Here is a 21,488-nt window from a genome sequence, read left to right on the forward strand (position 1 = left end):
CCATATTAATCATTTAATGAGGTTTGCTTTTGTATGTTCGTTTTTCCTATTGATAGCATGTTGGCAAACAATCTATAGGCTCCAGAAACACCAGCCGGAAATTCACGGAAAAAGCTCAGCCCGGTGTAGATATAATAACCTTGACCATATTTGGCAACTAATAAGCTTCCTTTCTTTTTAGATTCTCCTTTATCATGCATTTCAAGGATTGGTGTAAATTCTTTATCCCAAGAATCTGGAAAATAAAGACCGCGTTCTTGCGTCCAGCCCTCAAAATCTTTTTCCGAAATTTTATTAGGGTAATTTAAAAGCGCATGTTCCTTATCAATAAAAGATACTTTAGCATTTTCATCGGTAACTCGATCTCTCGATAAGTGAATTGAGAACGGTGCTAGGTTATCGGTAACCAAACGATGGCTGGTATTGTATTGTACAATCATATTACCTCCGTTTGAAACAAAATCAAATAATATATCTTGTTTATATTTCAGGTTTTCAATGGTATTGTAGGCTCTTACACCAACAACGATGGCATCAAATCGGCTTAATGTTTCTTCTGTAATATCTTCTGGACTAATGGTAATGACTTCGTACCCAATTTGTCTTAAGCTTTCAGGAACTACATCCCCGGCACCTTCAATGTATCCTATATTTTGTCCCATTTTTTGAATGTTCAACCTTACGACTTTAGTTTCACTGGGTAAAAGCACCGTTTGATAGGGAATGTGTTCATAATCGATTTCAATCATTTCCTTAGTATAGGTGTGATCTCCTACTTTAACGATAGGGGTCATTAATCCCTCACTTTCATTTTTGGGTGGGATAACTTTAAAGAAAATGGTTTTGGATTCCCCTTTGTAGTCAATGTGAACGTTTTGGCTTTCTGGATAAATATTCCAGTCCTTTGGATGGGCTATAGTAACAGAAGCTTCCAAATTATTCTTCCCAGAAGTTACTGTAACCGGTATTTCCATCTCCTGGTCTGTATTAAAGATAAGCACCTTTTCATCAATTTTTGCTGCTGCTTCGGGTACAATTTCAAAAGGCTTATAAACTTCTCCTTTTACAGGATCATTCATTTTATACACGACAGCTTTTTGAAATGAGATGGGCGTGTTTTCGATTTCTAAATTAAAGGATACGTTGAATTCCCTTGGAGTCTCTGGCTTCCCAATTAAATCAGGATTTTCCACATTATACATTCCTAAACTCCCTTTTTTAGTGAGCCAATAAGGAGTAGTAGGTTGTTGATTTGTGCCAATTGCCAAAGATTCTTTATACTCTAGTTTTTGGTTGTTCTGTAAAGAAACATTTTTTGAGACTTTATGATTGTTAGTTTCATAGCTGACCAATTTTATGGGTTCATTACTTCTATTGATAATTTCAATATTGAGTTGAACTGTTTCCCCTGCTGTTGCATGTTGGTCGCTGGAAACAGCCTCCAGATAAAGACCAGAACAAGCAGCTATGATATCTTTGATCTCTGCAGTTTTAAGTGTTTTCCAATGAGCGTCTTCCAACTTTTGGATAAGCTTGTAAGCTTCTATTAATTGTGGGATAGAAGCTGACGGATTAGTGAAATCAAAATTTCTTTCCACTTCTTCTAAAATACCACCTATGGCTTCGCCTCCTCTTACCCGACCCCAAGTCGTGTTGATGCCCTCGAAGATATCACCATTTTTAGGCATGTCACCTTTAATAAGTTCTACATATTCCATTTGACTTCCGCGGGTCCCAGTATTTCCAAAACCTTGAGATTTATGTTGGCTTCTGCTTAAAGAAGCTATCTCAGAATTGCTTAAACCGAGAGTAGGATAGTAGGTGCCAATATCAAATCCCATCATTCCTGACTTATCAGCTTTTTCAAATTTCTCCTCACTGCCATAAAACCACCAAGAAGTGTTGAAAAAGAGGCGCTTTGGTTGCCAAACCGAAGTCGTTTCCAACTGGTCTGGAAATTGACTTTGATTATTGGTAAGATCAAAAGCTTCTACGCTCAACATGGCAGAACTTGTATGATGACCGTGGGTGCTTCCGGGCGAACGATGGTCAAATCTATTGAAAATGATGTCTGGTTTAAACTGTCTAATGGCTAAAACCACATCATTTAAAACATCCTTTTTATTCCAAATGGCCAACGTTTCATCAGGGTGTTTGGAGTAACCAAAGTCATTGGCTCTTGAAAAGAACTGTTCACCTCCATCAATTTCTCTGGCCGTAAGTAATTCTTGGGTTCTAATGACACCCAATAGTTCTCTTATTTCTGGTCCAATCAAGTTTTGTCCTCCATCCCCTCGAGTTAGGGAAAGATAGGCAGTTCGCGCATGCACTTCATTAGCAAAATAAGAGATTAATCTGGTATTTTCATCATCAGGATGTGCTGCGACATATAATACAGATCCTAAAAAATTTAGTTTTTTAATAGAATTATAAATTTCTGATGCATTGGGCTTCGAAGGTTTTTGAGCAAATGTCAATCCACAGATAAATAATGCCAAAAAGGATGAGACGAGTTGTTTTCTTGTCATGTTTTTTTAGTTAGGGAGGGCTAAAGATAAAAAGAATACCAAGTAACGGCAGGGATTTAAAGTTTCTTTAACTTAAAGCCATTTCTTACGTTTGAAATAGAGTAACATGCCTATAAATATGGCAATCATAACGGCCCAAACACCATAATAGGAATATTTGTAATGAAGTTCTGGCATGTGGTCAAAGTTCATTCCGTAAATGCCCGCAATAAAGGTTAGCGGTATAAAAATGGTAGCGATAATGGTTAGGACTTTCATGACTTCATTCATCTTATTGCTGATGGTAGTCATATACATATCCATTAAACTCCAGATCATTTCACGGTAAATATCAACGGTATCAGATAATTGAATGATGTGGTCATAAATATCCCTGTAGAATTGCATGATTCTTTTGTGGATTAATTTATGATCTGTTTTTTCGATGCGATTGATAATCTCCCTCAAAGGAAAGATGGCCCGTCTCACCTTTAAAAGTTCCTTCTTTAAATCCAAGACTGTGCGGCTCATGGATTCATCTGCATCGCCTTCAAATAAAGTGCCTTCAAGATCTTCAATCTTGTTACCTAAGGTTTCAGCTACCACATAGTAGTGATCAACAATGGCATCTATAAGCGCATAAAGGAGGTAATCTGATTGCATACCGCGGATTCTACCTTTTCCATGCCTAATGCGTTCCCTAACGTTATCAAATACATCACCTTCAGCTTCCTGGAAGGAAAGCACATAATTATCTCCTAAAACAAAACTGACCTGTTCAATGATAATATTTTCATCCTTATCATAGTGAAGCATTTTTAGGGAAATAAAGATGTAGTTTTCATATTCATCTATCTTAGGTCTTTGGTTTATATGAACAATGTCCTCTAAAATTAAAGGATGTAGCTCATAATGGGACCCAAGTTTTTCAATTTGATCCACATGATTTAAACCATTGAAGTTTATCCATGTGATGGAATCAGTTGCTTTAAATTCATAAGCTTCCTCTACGTTTAGAAGCTCTTTTTCTACAGCAAACTCGGGATTGTAGTCAAAAACATCAATGAATAATTTTTCTTTGGACTTATCACCTGTGTAGACTATGGTTCCTGGTGCTTGTCCAATATGTTTTTTATAGCGTGAAGTTCTGTTTTTTTTCTTGGCCATATGTTTTATAAAAATAAACAAAAATTATAAAGCATCATGGCCATCATCTATTGCATCTTTTTTTAATAGGGTAACGGGTTTTTGAAGAATTAAATTATTGGGATAGGTGACAAGGTCGCCATTATCAAGACGCAGATGTAATTGAAACGCCCTGATATCTTCAATGATGGCCTCTATGGGGAAATCTTTATCATGTATTTGAATTTTATCTCCCACTTTGTAAGGAAACGAGAAAAACATGATGATTCCAGAGGTGATGTTGCTTAGTATGGACCAAATTGCAAAGAGTGCAATTCCAATTACTGCAAAAACGGAAGAAAAGATAAGAGCTAAGTCCTTAAATTCTGTTCCAAAAATAAAAGCAGCAACAAGAATTCCTATAAGAATGAAGTTAACAGTGATGTACCTGATTATTAAATGAATTCTAGCTTCATTAATACCAGTTTTTCGCCCTAGTTTTGCAACTGAAAGCACGGATATTTTCCTCAAAATGAGTAATGTTATGACTAAAATTAGAAGTCTTAATAGCTCTGTTTTTATATCTTCAAAAATCATTTAATAAATGTTAAGGTAGTACAAAGATATTGACAAAATCAAAGGAAGTGACGGTTACACCAAACTATTTAATGTTTGATACACCAAATGGGTGGGTAGGCCAACCACATTGAAATAGGAACCTTCAATGCTAACAATTCCTATTTGGCCAATCCATTCTTGAATCCCATAAGCACCTGCCTTATCAAAAGGTTTACATGTTTCAATGTAATAATTTATTTCTGCTTCAGACAATTCTTTGAAAGTTACTTTTGTGGTTGCATTGACCGTTTTTTGAATAGATTTGGTTGTAAAGCATACAGAGGTTATTACCTCATGGGTTTGATTGCTTAAAGATTGAATCATCTTGAAAGCGTCTTCTTGGTTTTGAGGTTTTCCAAGGGCTTCTCCATGATGCCAAACAATGGTGTCGCTAGTTACCAGAATGTCTTTTTCCTGCAACTCATCTTTATATGGAAGGGCTTTTAACTGAGCCAAATAATCACTAATTTCAAAATGGGATAGACGTGAAGGATAATCTTCCTTAACAGGTTTTAGCCTAATTTCAAAATCTAATCCTAATTCCTTGAAAAACTGTTGTCTTCTGGGAGAACCAGAGGCAAGAATCAAATGGTGATTTTTTAATTTAGAATGAAGCATTAATGAGGTAAAATAAATTTATAAAGCAACAAAGACAAAATACCAAACAGCATGACTAATTTCAATACCATGCTAATATGATGAAATTGTTTTTTGGTTTCAGCATTAAATAGTTTGATGGATATGTAAATCATCGGTGCTATTAAAAACATCAAAAAGTAACCTGCGGCTAATTGTTGGTGGTATAAATAAGTGACCGTATAGTAGACTATGGCTGCAAGAGGAATAAACGATAAAAGAAATGCGATTTTAGCAGCACGCTCCCTTCCCAAGACAATGGGGAGCGATTGAATCCCTTCCTTATAGTCTCCATCTACATCTTCTATATCTTTAACAATTTCACGTAGAAAATTGATCATGAAAGCAAAAACGGAATAGTCAAATAAAATTTTGAAAAAGGTAAATTGCGTGGACTGGTTCATCTTGGTAATAGCTGGTAATAATTCGAACAGTCCAACAAGGAGAATGGTAAATGCAACCAAGACCGATACAACCAAATTTCCAACTAATAGCATTTGTTTTAGAAATGAAGAATAAATGTACAATAGAATGGAAATGATTGCGAAAATAGAGAAAAATGGTCCTTTATTAATGGCCATGGCTAAATAGAAACCAATACACACACCTATAATGTTTAAGGCAAAAAATAGGTTGTATGCGGTTTTTTCTGAAATAGCTTTACCCACGATTACTTTTTCGGGCTTATTGATTCGGTCAATTTCAATATCATGGATATCATTGATAATATTTCCAGCTGCCGCAAGACATACACTGGATAGAACCAATAGGAAAAATTCAAAATTAGAAAGTGTTGTGGTTGACGCAAAAGGTTCTAACATGGCATATTTAATCAATACCTGGGTTAAGGCGATCAACAACAGATTTTTCCATCGAATCAATTTTAAAATACTCATTCAGTAAAAGTTATATGAAAAATGTTTCTTTAAAATGGGTCCATAGAAAATCTTTGAACACCACCACAATAGTAATAATTATAACAAGAACAATAGCTAATGCTTTATTGTTTTGATAGGCGATTTGCTTTTTGATTTTGTTTTTGATGACTTGTCGTTCTTCTTTTGTTAAAGCATGATGATCAAAATCTAACTCATGTTTTTGTTGGCTTACAGCGTGCAACCTTTCCTTGTAATCTGAAAAAGAACCTTGGGCTTTCCGATTGAAAACGTTCATGTCATTTCCAAATCCAATGTATCCAAACCCTGTTTTATGTCGCCGCTGCGTTTTTGACAAATCTTATATCGTATTAATCGTATTTGGCATCAAAATGACCTTGCCATTTTTCCTGAACCTTCAATACTTGTTCAATGACATCCCTTACGGCACCTTTGCCACCATTTTTATGGGACACATATTTTGATATTTCCTTTATTTCTGGTGCAGCATCTTGCGGGCAACATGGTAAGCCAACCAATTTCATGACGGGGTAATCTGGAATGTCATCTCCCATGTAAAGTACATTTTCAGATTTGATTTGGTAGGTATTTAAATATTCATCCAGTTGTTCGATTTTGTTATGGGCTCCTAAATAAATATCTGTAACTCCCAGACCACGTAGTCTTTCTCGAACTCCCTCATTGGTGCCTCCAGATATTATACATACTCTAAATCCTGATTGGATGGCAGTTTTTATGGCATATCCATCTTTTATATTCATGTTTCTTAGCATTTGCCCATCGGTGGTGACTATAATAGTTCCATCTGTTAGTACGCCATCAACATCAAAAATGAAGGTTGTAATATGTTCTAAGTATTCTTTATAACTTTTATCTTCCATGGGTCTTTTTTATAGAGTGGGTAAGGAGTTCATATATCTTTTTGTGTTCCTCCTTTTCAAGAAGCTTTAAATGTCTTCTTATGGTTTTTTTATCGTTTCTTTTAGCTGGTCCTGTTTGAGCCATGTATGGAGACATGTGTTGGACTTTTTGAGCCGTTTCCATGATAAGCGGTTTTAAAATATCAAAATCAATACTTTTAGAATCACTTATTTCATGTGCAATACGGTAAAGCTGATTCGTGAAATTATTAACAAATACAGCCGACAAGTGCAGTGTTTGTCGTTGTTCCGAATTGATGCGATACCATTTACAGCCAATACTTTCTGCCAATTGTTTTAAAATGTCTATGTCCTTCTTATCAAGTACTTCTATACAAATAGGAACATTTTCAAAAGATAGTTCGGCATCCTTACTAAAAGATTGTAATGGATAAAAGACACCTCGTCTATTTTTTGAACTTAAATCATGAATGCCCACACTACCGGAAGTATGTACTACCAATCGATTTTCAAACGGCAATTCATTTGAAATATTGGAAACTGCATCATCACTCACTGCAATAACATAGACATCTGCATCCTCTAGTAAATTAAGGTCATTAATGGTATTTATTTCATTCATGAAACTACTTATCTTACTAAAATCCCTATTAAACCATTGTTTAACAGTAACGCCCGGTGCCATTTTAAAGGCTTGATATAAATGAGAAGCTACATTTCCAGCTCCTATAATGCTCACTGAAATCATAACGCTAAAATACGCATTGTCTCATGATTTAAAAACCTAAGCCCTATCTTTGTTTTACCATGGAGAAAACAGATATTAAAAATAGGGAAGACATTCATAATTTGGTGGTTCAGTTTTATGGTAAAATAAGAAAACATGAGGTTTTAGGGCCTTTTTTCAATAACATAATCACCGATTGGGAAGCTCATTTTGAAAGACTAACCCAATTTTGGGAAGCCAATTTATTTTTAAAATCAAAATTTTTAGGAAACCCATTGAAGGTTCATGTTGAGGTCGATAGGCATTTTAATCATAGCATAACTCAAGAACATTTTGGATTGTGGTTGAATGAATGGGTTAATACCGTAGATGAATTATTTCAAGGTGATTATGCTGAAAATGCCAAAAGTAAGGCTCGTAAAATGTCAACCTTTTTGTTTTTGAACATTTATGCTGAAAGAAATAATAACTCTTGAAATAATTTTAACACCTATAAAGCAGGTTACGGGTCTGTAAGTTAACAAAAACACTTACCTTTGCACGAGCTAAAAAAAGCCTCTCACAATGCAAAATAAACTTGCCAAAATCTTATTTTCAACAAGACTTACTGCCATTTTATTTATCGTTTTTGCCGCTGCCATGGCGACTGGAACTTTCTTGGATGCAGGTCAAGATACTTCACCAACTCCATTAACTAGAAATCTGATTTATAACGCCAAATGGTTTGAAGCCATTATGGCGCTTTTTGTAATCAATTTTTTGGGAAATATTTTTAGATACCAATTGCACAAAAAGGAAAAGTGGGCCTCTTTGTTACTGCATTTAGCCTTTATTTTTATTCTAGTTGGTGCTGGTATTACGAGGTATTTTGGCTTTGAAGGGATGATGCCTATTCGAGAGGGAGATACAGAAAATACCTTTTTTTCTCGGGAAACCTATATTACTGCCTACATTGATGGGGATTTTGAAATAAATGGACAACCACAAAGGCGTGTGGAAGAGGAAGTTGTGGATTTTTCTCCTAGAATGGATAACGAATTTCATCTTACTACAGATTATAATGGGCAACCTGTCACACTTGAAATGACCAAATTTATTGGAGGTGCTGAGTTGGATGTGGTTCCAAATGATGAAGGTGAATCCTATTTAAAAGTGGTGGAGTCTGGAGGTGGAAGTCCTCATAATCATTTTCTAAAGGAAGGCGAAGTTCAAAGCATTCATAATGTGTTGTTTTCCTTGAACAAGCATGTGGATGGTGCTGTTAATATTACTTATGACCAAGGGAATTTACAAATTCAATCCCCTTTTGAAGGAGAGTATATGACTATGGCTACTGGAGAAACAGGTCAATTGGTTAAAGATAGCCTACAGCCATTAAAATTAAGGTCTAGGTATGTTATTGGAACAATGCAAATGGTGTTTCCTAAGCCAGTAATCAAAGGAACTTTTGATATCGTAAAAAAATCAACTTTGCTTAAAGGGGATGAAGATGGCGTGGTTATGAAAGTGACTTCCAATAATGACACAAAATTTGTGAGATTGCTTGGAGGGCAAGGGCACAGCGGTACCTTTGAACAAGTAGAAGTGGGCGGTTTGGATATTGCTGTTAAGTATGGTTCAAAAATTAGAGAATTGCCTTTTAGTATTAAGTTGAATGATTTTATTGCAGACAAATACCCTGGAACTGAAAAAAGCTATTCTGCTTTCGAAAGTGATGTGACTATTCTCGATGAAGAAGAAGGGGATTTTAATTACAGAATTTACATGAACCATATTTTGGATCATCGGGGGTATCGTTTTTTCCAATCTGGTTTTGATCCTGATGAAAAGGGAACCAAACTCTCAGTAAATCACGATCAAATGGGTACATGGGTAACTTATATTGGTTACTTTTTATTGTATTTGGGACTTATGGCTACTTTATTCTCAAAGGGAACACGATTTGGTGATTTGGGAAGAATGCTTAAAAAGACTAAGGAGAAAAAGGCAAAATTATTGGCTGCTCTTTTGATTTTTATATCCTGTTCTGTCTTTTCACAACATACCCAAGATGATGATCATTCTCACACCAAACCAGATAGAGAGCAACTTGATTCGATATTAAAACAACATATTACACCAAAGGAACACGCTGATAAGTTTGGTCATTTAGTTATTCAGGATTTAGGAGGAAGAATGATGCCTGTGAACACATATGCATCAGAAATGTTGCGTAAATTAAGTAAGTATGACACTTATAAGGATTTTGATGCCAACCAAGTATTTCTTTCTATTCAGGAAAGTCCTTTGTTGTGGTGGAATGTGCCAATTATTCATCTAAAACCAAAAAAGGACGATTCCATTAGAAGTATCATTGGAATTGAAAAAACGCAAAAGTATGCGGCATTGGTTGATTTCTTTACTGAAAGAGGTGATTACAAATTAGGTCCGTACCTTGAAGATGCTTATTCTGCGGGTATACCAAATGCGATACAAAACGAATTAAAGGAGATAGATCAACACGTTAACCTATTTTATAATACCATCGAGGGCGGATCTCTTAGAATTTTTCCTGTTCCAAATGATGAAAATAACAAATGGATTTCTTCATCTGAGTATAGACGAGATGGCTACAACAAGAAAATTGAAGATTCTTTATATGGTAATTTCATAAATAGCGGATTTAATGCCTATTTATTCACTTTGAACAATGCCAAACAAACTGGTGATTTTTCAAAGGCAGATGAGTTGTTGGAGTCTTTTAAGCGAACTCAACAGCGATATGGAGGTGAGGTGATGCTATCGGATAAAAAGATAAAAGCAGAAATATTATATAACAAATATGATATTTTCAAAAAGCTATTTAGCTGGTACATGTATGCTTCTTCGCTGTTATTTATAGTGCTTATTGTACAAATATTTAAGGAAAAAAGTAGAGGAATAACACTTTCAGTTTCTATTCTTAAGGGAATTGTATTGGTTTTATTTGGCCTTCATCTGGCAGGATTAATTGTGCGTTGGTATGTTTCAGGGCATGCGCCTTGGAGTGATGCTTATGAATCGATGATCTATGTATCTTGGGCTGTGATGCTTTTCGGACTTATTTTAGGTCGAAAAAGTGATTTAACCATTGCTGCTGCAGCTTTTGTTACCTCCATGTTATTGATGATTGCCCATTGGAATTGGATGGATCCGGCAATAGCCAATTTACAACCAGTGCTTGATAGTTATTGGTTAATGATACATGTAGCTGTTATTGTAGCGAGTTATGGTCCGTTTACCTTGGGAGCTATTCTTGGAATTGTCACGTTGTTCTTAATGGCTTTTACCAATAAGGATAACAAGAAAAAAATGGGAATCAATATTCAAGAATTAACCATTATTAATGAAATGGCCTTAACCGTTGGATTGGTTATGTTAACCATCGGAAACTTCCTGGGCGGAATGTGGGCCAATGAAAGTTGGGGACGTTATTGGGGTTGGGACCCTAAAGAGACTTGGGCCCTTATTAGCATTATGGTTTATGCCTTTGTAATCCATATGAGATTGGTTCCAGGTTTAAGAGGCAGATTTGCATTTAATTTGGCTTCCATCTTAGCGTTTCCTAGTATCATATTTACCTATTTGGGAGTAAATTTCTATTTGTCTGGACTTCATTCTTATCAATCTGGTCAAAAAATAGACAGTTACAACACCATAGGCATTGCTTTAGGACTTATAGCTATATTGGCCTTTTTTGCTTTTAGAAAATATGCCAAGTTTTATAGAAAACCTTCTAAAACTGGAAATAAATAAAGGGTTGGAAATCAGTTGAAAATGCTTGATAACAGATAACTCCTGTTATTACTGCTATCACACCTTTCATGTAAATAGGGCTGTTGGAATATAGATTCCCAACACCATCTTTAACACGTTGTGGAAGCCAATGGGTGATATACCCTATGAGCATGACCCAGAAGACCGCTTGGTAATGGGCAATGACATTAAGGGCATTTTGCCAATCCATGTTTGAGGATACTTGATGGTAAAACTTGGAGATTTTTTCCATGTTTTCCCCTCGGAAGTAAATTCTGGTAAAGGTGATAAAAACAAAGGTGTTTAAAATTCTCCAAGCATGAACTAACCAATGGGTGCTTTTTTCATAAGGGCTTACACGTTTCCAATATTTGTAAACAACAATTCCAAGACCATTCAAGCCTCCCCAAATAACAAATTTCCATGAGGCACCATGCCACAAGCCACCTATCAACATGGTAAGCATTAAATTGATATTTGTATTGATGTGATTTCTAGCCGAAGTACTCAGCATGAGCAATAAATAGCCCATTAAGCATACACCCAGTATAACACTAACGATGATAAATTGGTCTCTAAAGGCCAAAAGCGTTCCTATTATAATAACTCCAAGAATGATATAGGATGCAGCAGTTCCATTTCGATTTCCTCCCAAAGGGACGTATAGATAATCGCGTAACCAGGTGGAAAGGGATATGTGCCAACGTTTCCAAAAATCTCCTGCACTGTTAGCTTTATAAGGCGAGTTGAAGTTTACGGGAAGTTTGAAACCTAGTAGCATCGCCAAACCAATTGCTATATCTGTATAGCCCGAAAAGTCCCCGTAAATTTGAAGTGAATAACCAATCATAGCCATGATGTTGGTAAACCCACTGTACATTTGAGGGGCGTCAAAAACGGGATCTAGAAAATGCATTGCAATAAAATCAGCAAATAACATTTTCTTTATTAAACCTTTAATAATCAGGTAGGTTCCTGCGTCAAAATCTGATTTGGTAATTTCAGTAGGTTTTGAAATTTGTGGCACAAAACTTTCGGCTCTCACTATAGGACCAGCAACTAACTGAGGAAAGAAACTCACATAAAAGCCAAAATCTAATATAGACTTAAGAGGTTTGACTTTATTTCTATAGATATCTACACTGTAACTTATGGTTTGGAACGTATAAAATGAAATTCCTACTGGTAAGATGATTTTGTCAATCGTAAAATATGGTCGATTCATTACCTCATTTCCCCATTGACCCAACCAATTAAAGACTTCATACTGGGTGTGAAAGAGAGAATTAAAGGAATCTGTAAAGAAATAGGCATATTTAAAATAACAGAGGACTAATAAATTAATGGAGACACTAGTTGTGACAAGTGCTAAACGCTTATTTTTATTGGAGCTGCGATATATGGTCCGGCCAATAAAAAAGTCTAAAAGCGTACTGAATATCAATATTCCAACAAATAACCCGCTTGTTTTGTAGTAAAAGAATAAAGAAGCCAAAAAGAGATAAACATTTCTTAGTGGAACCTTCTTATAGATGATGGCAAAGAAAAAATAAACCACCACAAAAAAGATCCAGAAATTGGCTTGGGTAAATATAAGAGGGAACTCTTCTGAAAAGGTGAAAATGTCGTAAAGTCTATTCATTCAAATGTTTGAAGTGGTTAAGTAGTTGGTTTTCGTCTCTTCGGGTACTTTGTGCCCATGCTTTAACTAGGGCCTCCATTAACAAATCCCCTTTAATGCTGTATCCCAGTTGTGTGAAGTGGATTCTATCTCTAATCATTAGGTGTTTTTTATACCATTTATGGGATGACCCGAGGCCTCCCATTATTTTGTACAAATCCCAAACGGCCATATTATATTCTTGAGCTAGTTCTCCTATAATTTCTTGTTGTATGGCAGTATTTTTATTAGGATACCTTCTGCGGTAATAGTCATCATTCGGTACGGTCAATAAAATAGCACAATCGGGATTAATTCGTTGAATCATTTGTATGAATGATTTATAGTAAAATCTGAATTTCTCAGGATCAAAATCTTCAACTTTTTTGTAAGCATCATTGGTGCCAATCGAAATAATGAATAAATCGGGGTGATACATGGAAAGTTGACGCTCCAAATAAATACTTCTATTCAACCATGGGAAACTAGCTCCATTAACACCTAAGGTAGTATATTCAATTCCTTTTAAGTGTGGATTTTCCAATTCCAATCCCATCAATAAAAATTCGGGATCTAATTGTGTCGAGTCCTTGACTTGAATCTCAACAGCTATGGAATCTACTTTGCGATTAAAATAGTATTTTTTATAAAAATGCTTTTGGTCAATAGTATACTTTAATACTAAAGTAGAATCTAAAAAACGCAATCTATAGTCATCCTTCCAAGTGTTGTAAAAAATCTTTAAAGCATCAAATTGGTAGGGTTTTTTGGTTTCATTTTTATGGTTGGCTTTAATATAGATAGTATCCATACTCTCTCTAAAGGCCGCGGTTATTCCAGACATGCCCCAAGTAATGCTGTCCTTGGTCACAGAACAGCGATAACCTGTCCATAAATCCCTATTAGCTGAAATCCTATAACTCAAAGGATTATTAGTATGAGCTAAATGATAAGGAAATACAAAACCTCTTTGTCCCATAGATGAATCATTCATGTTATGGAAATAGGTTCTTAATTTATTCGAATAAAAGTCCGCTTGTATGTGGGACCCACCTATGTGAAAAATATGAAGCTTTTCTTGTTTGCCTTCGTAGATGTTGTCCAGCTTCTTAAAAAACTTTTGAAAAGTGGGGGCATTTTCCACATTCTCCAGTTTATTGGCTTCAAAGTCAATAAGCCTTCTTACGTCTTCCGGAATACTATCAAGCACATAGCTCTGTGAAAAACAGGCAGTATAAAAAAGAAGGATAAATAGGGGCAATTTGGAGGTCATTCTACTTGATTTAGGTCTAGGTAAAGAGCCAAAAACAAATGCTCAGAAATAATTTTGGTTCCAGAAGGAGCAAAATGGGTATAATCGGTAGCAGCCAATTTTTGTTCTACCCAGTAAGGCATTGAGTTTTCCCCACCCATGGCATCGTACATGCTCCAAAAGGCGATACCATTTTTATTCATCTCTTCCCTTAGAACATTATTTAAATAAGGCAAAAGCGGATAGGTTTGCATATGACCATTTATAGACGTACTCATGTCTGAAGGCCCTATAAAAAGAATTTTGGATTCTGGACATCGACGACTTACCCATTTAATATGGTTTTTAATGTAGCGGGCATAATCTCTTACTTCCAGTGAATCTTTGATGTAAGGAATGGAATTACCTCCATATTGAAATATAAATAATTTAGGGTCTAAATTTTGAGACATCGCTTTAAAATTGGTGGCATCCAAAGTAGCGAAAACCAAACCTGAGCCACCTCTCATGGCAACGTTATCTAATGCAACTCCTTGTTGTCCGTCTAATGTAAGTCCATAAAAATCGGGGCTTATTTTACCTTCAAACTCATAACGCAAGTTTTGCGGCGTACCTTGAAACAAAAGTTGAAAATTATGGTATTTACCATCATTTATAAGGGAATCTTGGGTGATTAGGTTGTTGTCTTGATACACCTTAATACTGGTAGGTGTTAAAGAATTTCCATAATGTAGACCTATCTTGGTGTATTGCATGTTACTGGCGTAAGACTTGGTAGGAGGGAATATTTGGATGCTGGCTTTACTGAAAGGAATACTGTCTAAATCCAAACTATCTGTAACGCCGTAGAGACCTTCAGTAAATCTGGAAATGGAATTAAAGACACCATATTTCTTATGATCAAAACGTTTGGTGGTTGGGTCAAAATACGCATACCTTAACCAATTGTTAGAATGGGAAACATCATTGCTGATATTCTCATAAGCTTGAACGATTGGAATAAAACCAGGTCCAGTACCACCATAAATTTTTTGGATTCGATGCCTCAAATAGGCAGAAATCCTATCACCTTCAAGCTGGGAATCACCATAATGAATGATGCGACAGTTTTCGCCATTTAAAAAAGCATCCATTTCTGAGATGAATGCCATTTTGTTCTTAGGATAATCAATCCTGATTATTTTACTGGTGTCAATCTTCTTTAAATTAAGGATTTTAACAACCTTTGGTTTTGGTATTTGGGTTGAATCCAGCTTTTGATCTGATGAAATATCGTCTTCTTCAATGGTATCTGGTATGACGTCTTCGATATTTTGAATTAGCTCATCAATCGATTTTTCTTTTTCTTCCTCAATACCCTTTTTTGAAAAAAATGTTTCAGAAGTGGGGTACTTTAATCCGACACCATTAATGAAAAAGCCTTCCTCATATATTCCATTATCATAGGTTATACGATGACTGAAGTGTGTCAAGCCGTAAAGAGCTAGCAATACAATAACAGAAAAAAGTAGGATTTTAAAAGGATGAAATTTCATAGTTCAATTAGTATGGACTAATATAAATACAAATGTTTAAAAATTTCAAATGGAAGATTGAAATTTTAGCTTTTAAGATTACTTTGCACAGAAAATGAATAAGGTATGAAGCTATTAAAAGAGTTTAAGGAATTTGCGATAAAAGGAAACATGATGGATATGGCCATTGGGGTCATTATTGGAGCTTCGTTCAATAAAGTGGTGGATGTTATTGTCAAACAGATTATGCTGCCGCCACTAAGTTTATTAACAGATGGCGTAAATTTTCAAAACAAAAAGATCATTCTAAAAGAAGCTATTCTTAGTCAAACGGGTGAAGTTCTTTCTGAGGAAGTGGCAATAGGTTATGGCGCTTTTGGTGAAGCTATCTTAGATTTTTTAGTTATAGGATTTACCATCTTTCTTGTTGTCAAATTTTTGAACCGTCTTAGGGAAAAATCGCATGATGTTAAGGATAAAACGGTAGCGACACCAAAGGATATAGAACTCCTCACCAAATTGACCGATTTGATGCAAGAACAAAATAAATTATTAAAAAAGTAATTGCGATTTAAAGTTTAATAGGGTCTTTCTCTAAATTTAAATCGGCTAACATGTCTTGAGTAAATTTGTAGTGACCTCTGCGGGTAATAATCCTGAATCTGTGGTCTTTCATGCGGGTTAAAACATCCAAGAAGCGCCATTTAGATTTAAGTAATTTAGGCTTTTCTGATTTTAAGCTAATCTCAAAATAGTGCTTTCTTCCCGCTTTTTCTGCTACAATGTCTGGTGTAATGACAACATCTGATCCCTTTTTAAGGTAAGATTTTGGGGTTTCATAGCCTTCCACATCGGCCTTAATGTTGTTGTAACCTAATTTCTCTAGATACGTTACTGATTCTTTTAAAAAAATTTCGTTTTCTGTTTTGTCTTGAGCTATCATGCTATAAATATAGCGATAATTTTTAAAAATTTTGCTTAACGACATGTTAAAGGAAATATAGGTTCTTGAAAATCATGTGTTTGAATGGCTTTGAAGTAGGTGGAAATTGATAAAATTAAATTCCATCCAAATAGTTTTAAAAACATTATTATTTTTGAGGCCAATCTGAATAAAACCCATCGAATGAAAATTGAGCAAATTTATACAGGATGTTTGTCCCAAGGAGCCTATTATATTGAAAGTGAAGGAGAGGTGGCTATAATAGATCCACTAAGAGAGATTCAAAATTATTTGGATCGCGCTGATGAGGCGAATGCAACCATCAAGTATATTTTTGAAACCCATTTTCATGCTGATTTTGTAAGTGGACATCTTACTTTGTCAAAAAGAACAGGAGCTCCTATCGTTTATGGACCTTTAGCAAATCCATCCTTTGAAGCAATAATAGCCGAAGATGGTCAGACGTTTCAATTGGGAAAAGTTTCCATCACGGTGATGCATACACCAGGACATACTATGGAAAGTACCACCTATTTACTAAAGGATGAAAATGGTGAGGATTATGCTATTTTTAGTGGGGACACCTTGTTTTTAGGAGATGTTGGTAGACCAGATTTAGCGCAAAAAGCCGCCAATATGACTCAGGAGGATTTGGCAGGTTTACTTTTTGACAGCCTTAGGGAAAAAATCATGCCTTTACATGATGAGGTTACCGTATATCCAGCTCATGGAGCAGGTTCAGCTTGTGGTAAGAATATGATGAAAATCACGGTTGATACTTTAGGTAATCAGAAGAAAATGAATTATGCTCTTCGCGCAGATATGACTAAAGAGGAATTCATAAAGGAGGTGACAGATGGGTTGACTCCTCCGCCTCAATACTTTCCTTTAAATGTTAAATTGAACAAGGAAGGTTATGAAGATATTGAAGATATCATAGAAAGAGGAACAAGAGGGCTTTCCCCCGAAGAATTTGAATTAGCTGCTAATGAAACAGGAGCAATAGTTCTTGACGTTCGCCATCAAGATGAATTTGTTAAGGGGCATATCCCACAATCTATATTTATAGGAATTGATGGTGGTTTTGCACCTTGGGTTGGAGCTTTGATTGCAGATGTGCAGCAGTCCATTCTTTTGATCGCTCCAGAAGGAAGGGTAGAAGAGGCGATTACACGATTATCACGTGTTGGTTTTGATCAAACAATTGGTTACTTGGAAGGTGGTTTTGATTCCTGGAAGAAATCTGGAAAACAAATCGATTCCATCATTTCTATTTCTGCTGAAGAGTTTAAGGATAGACTTTCAACAGGTGATATTCCAGTTTTTGATGTTCGTAAAGAAGGAGAGTATCTGTCTTCACATTTAAAACAAGCTTTTCTGACTCCACTTGATTATTTAAACGATCATCTGGCGGAATTTCCACAGGAAGAAACCTTTTACATGCATTGCGCAGGAGGATACCGATCGGTTATTGCAGCCTCCATTTTAAAAAGCCGAGGCATTCACAATTTGGTTGAAATTGCTGGTGGTTTTGATGCCATGAAGGAGGCAGGTATTCCTGTTACCGATGAGGTTTGTCCTTCCACGCTTAAAAAATAGATTCTAGCTTTTTCAATTCACGATACTTTTTGTCATATTGTTTTTGCATGTTTTCAAATAAGGTTTCAGATTGACTGGAATCCATTAGTTTTTGGAATCTCTTTTCCATTGGTATAAACTCTTGAATTTTAAGTGTGGGTGTTTCTGTATCTAATTGAAACGGATTTACACCTGCAGATATTAATTCAGGATTGTAGCGATATAAAGGCCAATGTCCTGAATTCACTACGGCTTGTATATGTTTTTTAGGGTGTTTCATGTCGATACCGTGAGAAGCAGAAGGGCAATAAGTCAATATAATTGATGGACCCTCGTATTGTTCCGCTTCAATTAAGGTCTTTAGTGCTTGCTCAGGATTTGCCATTAAGGCTATGGATCCTACATAGGCATGTTTATAAGTCATGGCTATTTGTCCCAAGTCTTTCTTTATTCTGGGTTTCGCTTGATGTTGAAATTTTGCTGAGGCGCCAAATGGGGTAGCCTTAGAGGCTTGCCCTCCAGTGTTGTCATAAACCTCATTATCCAAAACTAATATGTTGATGTTTTCTTGCGACGCCAAGACATGATCAATACCACTAAAACCAATATCGTATGCCCATCCATCACCTCCAATACACCAAACACTTTTTTTAATTAGTTGCTCTAATTTTGAACTTAGTTTTAAAGCTTTATCTGAATTCATTTTCACCAGAATTTCCTTGATTTGGCTTATATCCATATTCATTTTTTGGAAGTCTAAAGTTGTTTTTTGAGAGTTGTTCAAGACTTGTTCAATGAGATGATTTGGAATGTGATTTGAAAATGAAATAAGCTCCCTTTTCACTTTGGAATTTTGAAATTTATTAGAAAGGGCAAAGCCTAAGCCCAATTCGGCATTATCTTCAAACAAAGAATTGGACCAAGCAGGACCATGACCTTCATCATTGGTTGACCAAGGGGTAGTAGGAAGCGCACCACCTATAATAGAACTGGCTCCTGTGGCATTGGCCACAAGCATGCGATCTCCAAAAAGTTGTGAAAGTACTTTTAGGTAAGGTGCTTGACCACAACCTTCCGGTCCGTAGGGATATTTATATAAAGGTTCTAAAAATTGTTGTTGTTCTAATTTGTGTGGGTTTATTGATGTACGATCCATTTCTGGAACTTTTAAAAGGGAATCCCAAAGCTCTTTTTTATCGGGTGTATTTTTGACCATTTTTAAAGCTTTGGTTTCGCAAAAATCAACACAGTGATTACAGCTTGTACATTGGTCAGGATTGATAGCTACGGAAAAGTATGTATCACTTTGCCAATCCTTATCATTAAATGGCTTGTAGGTCAGACTGGAAGGCATATTTTCGATGTCTGAAGTACCAAGAGATTTCAATCTAATGGCAGATTGCGGACAAGCCAAACTACATAAACCGCATTGCGTACAAGCATTCGAATCCCACTCTGGAATTTCTGCTCTGAAAAAACGTTGATTCAGCTCTGAAGTATTGGTATTGTATGTACCGTCATTTGGGAATTGGCTCACCGGCAATTCATTTCCTTCTCCATTTAAAATAGATTGAATAAACTCATGTAATTGCGAACCAGTGTCAGTCGGTTGATGGTTTAATTGCAAATCTTCTAACTTGATTGGTTTCAAATAATCAGAAGTTTCCAGTATTTTGATATGATTGTGGTTTTCCATGATTTCAAGTATCAATTCTAGTAAGTGCTTTTGAGGAATATGATAAAGTGTAATCCTTTTGTTTTTTAAGGTATCAAGACATGTTTGGTTTAAGCATACCTCAGTTTCAAGTTGATTTATGAAAAGGATGGTGTTTGCTTTCAATTTGGATAAAAATGATTGATGATTGAGGATATCTAAGGAATCCAAATAGAAATATTTTGGTTGCTGTATCAGATAAGGAGCCTTTATTGGGTGTTCCGAAATTCTTAAATGTGAGATTTCCAAATAGTCAGATTTTTTATAGCTTATTTCAGTATATCCTTGAACAAACTTTTCTGAATTTGACTGAAGTTTTTGACAGAAATGTTCAAGATTAAATGAATTAGTTTCGTTAGGTTTTTTTACCAGTTGTATCTCAACATTGTAATTATAATTTAAGTGGAAACTCTCTGATATTTTGAGACTTTTGTGAGTTAAATCATCATTGATTCCCACCGTGAAATCAGTTTTTGGAGTTTCTGATTTGAGGTTTTCAAAAATGATGTGTACCATATTGGGAGTGAATTCTTTTGAAGACAAACCGTAACGTCCCCCCATAATTCTAGGAAGATGTTGTATGTTTTGAGTTTGAAATGCATCCAATAAAGTTTGTGATACATCTAAGAAAAGGGGTTCCTTGGTAGCACCTGGTTCTTTGGTTCGATCTAAAACGGCTATATTTTTAACCGATTTAGGTAAGGCATTCAAAAAGGCTTTTTTATAGAAGGGACGATATAATCTAACTTTTATCAATCCCAATTTTTCGTCTCTAAGATTTAAATGATTTATGGTTTCTTCTATTGTTTCGGCCCCAGAACCCATACAAACAATGATATGTTCTGCTTCAGGATGTCCGCAGTATTCAAAGATTTTATAGGATCGATTGGTGTATTTTGCAAATTCATCCATAATATTTTGAACTTGTGAAGCACAGGATTCATAAACTGGGTTTATGGCTTCTCTACCTTGAAAAAAGGTGTCTGGTCCTTGGGATGTACCTTTTATTTTAGGGTTGAAAGGTGTTAATCTACGCTCAAAAAGATTGTTAGTCAATTCGTTTGGTTGGTAAAGCTGACTTATCACTTCATCTGAAATAGGCTCCAAAGTGTTGATTTCATGGGACGTCCTAAAACCATCATAAAAATGGATAAAAGGAATTTGGGTTTTGTGAGTGGCCACCTGCGCTATGAAAGAAAAATCATGAACTTCCTGTACCGAGTTAGCACACAACATGGCATACCCAGTTTGTCTAATGGCCATCACATCACTATGATCTCCAAAAACAGATAAAGCATGGGTTGCTATACTACGTGTGGGACAATGAATGACATGGGGAAGAAGTTCACCTGCCATTTTATACATGTTTGGCATCATTAAAAGTAAACCCTGTGATGCTGTAAAGGTAGTGGCCAAAGATCCGGTTTGAAGGGCGCCGTGAAGGGTTCCTGCAACACCACTTTCACTTTGCATTTCAATGACTTCGGGTATTTGACCAAACATATTTTTGTGACCCAAAGAAGCCCATTCTTCAACTGACTCTGAGATTTCAGAAGCTGGTGTAATGGGATAAATAGGGAATATTTCATTGGTCTTATAAGCTACCTTAGCAACTTCCTTATTTCCTGTTGATACGATGTAATGAGAAGGTTTCATGATTCAA

The 21,488-nt window shown here is 35.8% G+C and carries 17 protein-coding genes; 4 read left to right on the forward strand and 13 right to left on the reverse strand.

The features are described 5' to 3' along the window. Window positions 1-5: 5 nt before the first annotated feature. The 8 genes from LOK78_RS13750 to LOK78_RS13785 form a co-directional block, all read right to left on the reverse strand. Window positions 6-2,528: a PIG-L family deacetylase gene (locus LOK78_RS13750; protein WP_232635282.1), complete on the reverse strand. Its 2,523-nt coding sequence runs from the start codon at window positions 2,526-2,528 to the stop codon at window positions 6-8. 72 nt (window positions 2,529-2,600) lie between these two features. After that, entirely contained in the window at window positions 2,601-3,674 is a 1,074-nt protein-coding gene (gene corA, locus LOK78_RS13755; RefSeq protein ID WP_166958849.1) for a magnesium/cobalt transporter CorA, read from the reverse strand. 24 nt (window positions 3,675-3,698) lie between these two features. Next, window positions 3,699-4,229, reverse strand: a complete 531-nt coding sequence (locus LOK78_RS13760) for a mechanosensitive ion channel domain-containing protein (protein ID WP_053971956.1) — start codon at window positions 4,227-4,229, stop codon at window positions 3,699-3,701. Window positions 4,230-4,283: 54 nt separating this feature from the next. Continuing rightward, window positions 4,284-4,868 carry a Maf-like protein gene (locus tag LOK78_RS13765; protein ID WP_232635283.1) on the reverse strand — a complete coding sequence of 195 codons (585 nt, stop codon included), beginning with the start codon at window positions 4,866-4,868 and terminating at the stop codon, window positions 4,284-4,286. Beyond that, window positions 4,868-5,782, reverse strand: coding sequence for a geranylgeranylglycerol-phosphate geranylgeranyltransferase (locus LOK78_RS13770; RefSeq protein ID WP_232635284.1), 915 nt, complete (start codon window positions 5,780-5,782; stop codon window positions 4,868-4,870). The genes LOK78_RS13765 and LOK78_RS13770 overlap by 1 nt, the downstream gene beginning before the upstream one ends. A 10-nt stretch (window positions 5,783-5,792) precedes the next feature. After that, on the reverse strand, window positions 5,793-6,119 hold the full coding sequence (locus LOK78_RS13775; RefSeq protein WP_053971959.1) for a hypothetical protein: 327 nt from the start codon (window positions 6,117-6,119) through the stop codon (window positions 5,793-5,795). A gap of 13 nt (window positions 6,120-6,132) precedes the next feature. Further along, window positions 6,133-6,663, reverse strand: a complete 531-nt coding sequence (locus tag LOK78_RS13780; protein ID WP_053971960.1) for a KdsC family phosphatase — start codon at window positions 6,661-6,663, stop codon at window positions 6,133-6,135. Then, a complete protein-coding gene (locus LOK78_RS13785) occupies window positions 6,653-7,411 on the reverse strand; it encodes a Rossmann-like and DUF2520 domain-containing protein (protein WP_232635285.1) in 759 nt (252 codons plus the stop codon). Before LOK78_RS13785 ends, LOK78_RS13780 begins: the two co-directional genes overlap by 11 nt. Before the next feature lie 59 nt (window positions 7,412-7,470). Between LOK78_RS13785 and LOK78_RS13790 the strand changes: the two genes are divergently transcribed. Both LOK78_RS13790 and ccsB read left to right on the forward strand, forming a co-directional pair. Continuing rightward, complete coding sequence (locus LOK78_RS13790) at window positions 7,471-7,866, forward strand: group III truncated hemoglobin (protein ID WP_232635286.1); 396 nt, start codon at window positions 7,471-7,473, stop codon at window positions 7,864-7,866. 88 nt (window positions 7,867-7,954) lie between these two features. Further along, window positions 7,955-11,164, forward strand: a complete 3,210-nt coding sequence (gene ccsB / locus LOK78_RS13795) for a c-type cytochrome biogenesis protein CcsB (RefSeq protein WP_232635287.1) — start codon at window positions 7,955-7,957, stop codon at window positions 11,162-11,164. On the opposite strand, the gene LOK78_RS13800 is transcribed toward ccsB, so the two are convergent. The 3 genes from LOK78_RS13800 to LOK78_RS13810 are packed head-to-tail and all read right to left on the reverse strand — an operon-like array spanning window position 11,145 to window position 15,611. Beyond that, the gene (locus LOK78_RS13800; protein WP_232635288.1) at window positions 11,145-12,806 is read right to left on the reverse strand and encodes an MBOAT family O-acyltransferase; all 1,662 of its coding nucleotides are present in this window, start codon (window positions 12,804-12,806) and stop codon (window positions 11,145-11,147) included. The genes ccsB and LOK78_RS13800 overlap by 20 nt on opposite strands. Beyond that, the gene (locus LOK78_RS13805) at window positions 12,799-14,097 is read right to left on the reverse strand and encodes a GDSL-type esterase/lipase family protein (RefSeq protein WP_232635289.1); all 1,299 of its coding nucleotides are present in this window, start codon (window positions 14,095-14,097) and stop codon (window positions 12,799-12,801) included. Before LOK78_RS13805 ends, LOK78_RS13800 begins: the two co-directional genes overlap by 8 nt. Beyond that, window positions 14,094-15,611, reverse strand: coding sequence for an SGNH/GDSL hydrolase family protein (locus LOK78_RS13810; RefSeq protein ID WP_232635290.1), 1,518 nt, complete (start codon window positions 15,609-15,611; stop codon window positions 14,094-14,096). Before LOK78_RS13810 ends, LOK78_RS13805 begins: the two co-directional genes overlap by 4 nt. 105 nt (window positions 15,612-15,716) lie before the next feature. On the opposite strand from LOK78_RS13810, the gene mscL reads away from it, so the two are divergent. Further along, the gene (gene mscL, locus LOK78_RS13815; RefSeq protein ID WP_232635291.1) at window positions 15,717-16,154 is read left to right on the forward strand and encodes a large conductance mechanosensitive channel protein MscL; all 438 of its coding nucleotides are present in this window, start codon (window positions 15,717-15,719) and stop codon (window positions 16,152-16,154) included. A 7-nt stretch (window positions 16,155-16,161) separates the two neighbouring features. Here the strand turns inward: mscL and LOK78_RS13820 are convergent, their stop codons facing one another. After that, a complete protein-coding gene (locus LOK78_RS13820; RefSeq protein ID WP_053972139.1) occupies window positions 16,162-16,533 on the reverse strand; it encodes a hypothetical protein in 372 nt (123 codons plus the stop codon). A 183-nt stretch (window positions 16,534-16,716) separates the two neighbouring features. On the opposite strand from LOK78_RS13820, the gene LOK78_RS13825 reads away from it, so the two are divergent. Continuing rightward, entirely contained in the window at window positions 16,717-18,132 is a 1,416-nt protein-coding gene (locus LOK78_RS13825; protein ID WP_232635292.1) for an MBL fold metallo-hydrolase, read from the forward strand. Here LOK78_RS13825 and LOK78_RS13830 read toward each other — a convergent pair. Further along, window positions 18,122-21,481, reverse strand: a complete 3,360-nt coding sequence (locus LOK78_RS13830; protein ID WP_232635293.1) for a thiamine pyrophosphate-dependent enzyme — start codon at window positions 21,479-21,481, stop codon at window positions 18,122-18,124. The two genes, LOK78_RS13825 and LOK78_RS13830, sit on opposite strands and share 11 nt — an antisense overlap. Window positions 21,482-21,488: the final 7 nt, after the last annotated feature.

The sequence above is a fragment of the Mangrovimonas futianensis genome (assembly GCF_021245805.1).
GTDB lineage: Bacteria > Bacteroidota > Bacteroidia > Flavobacteriales > Flavobacteriaceae > Mangrovimonas > Mangrovimonas futianensis.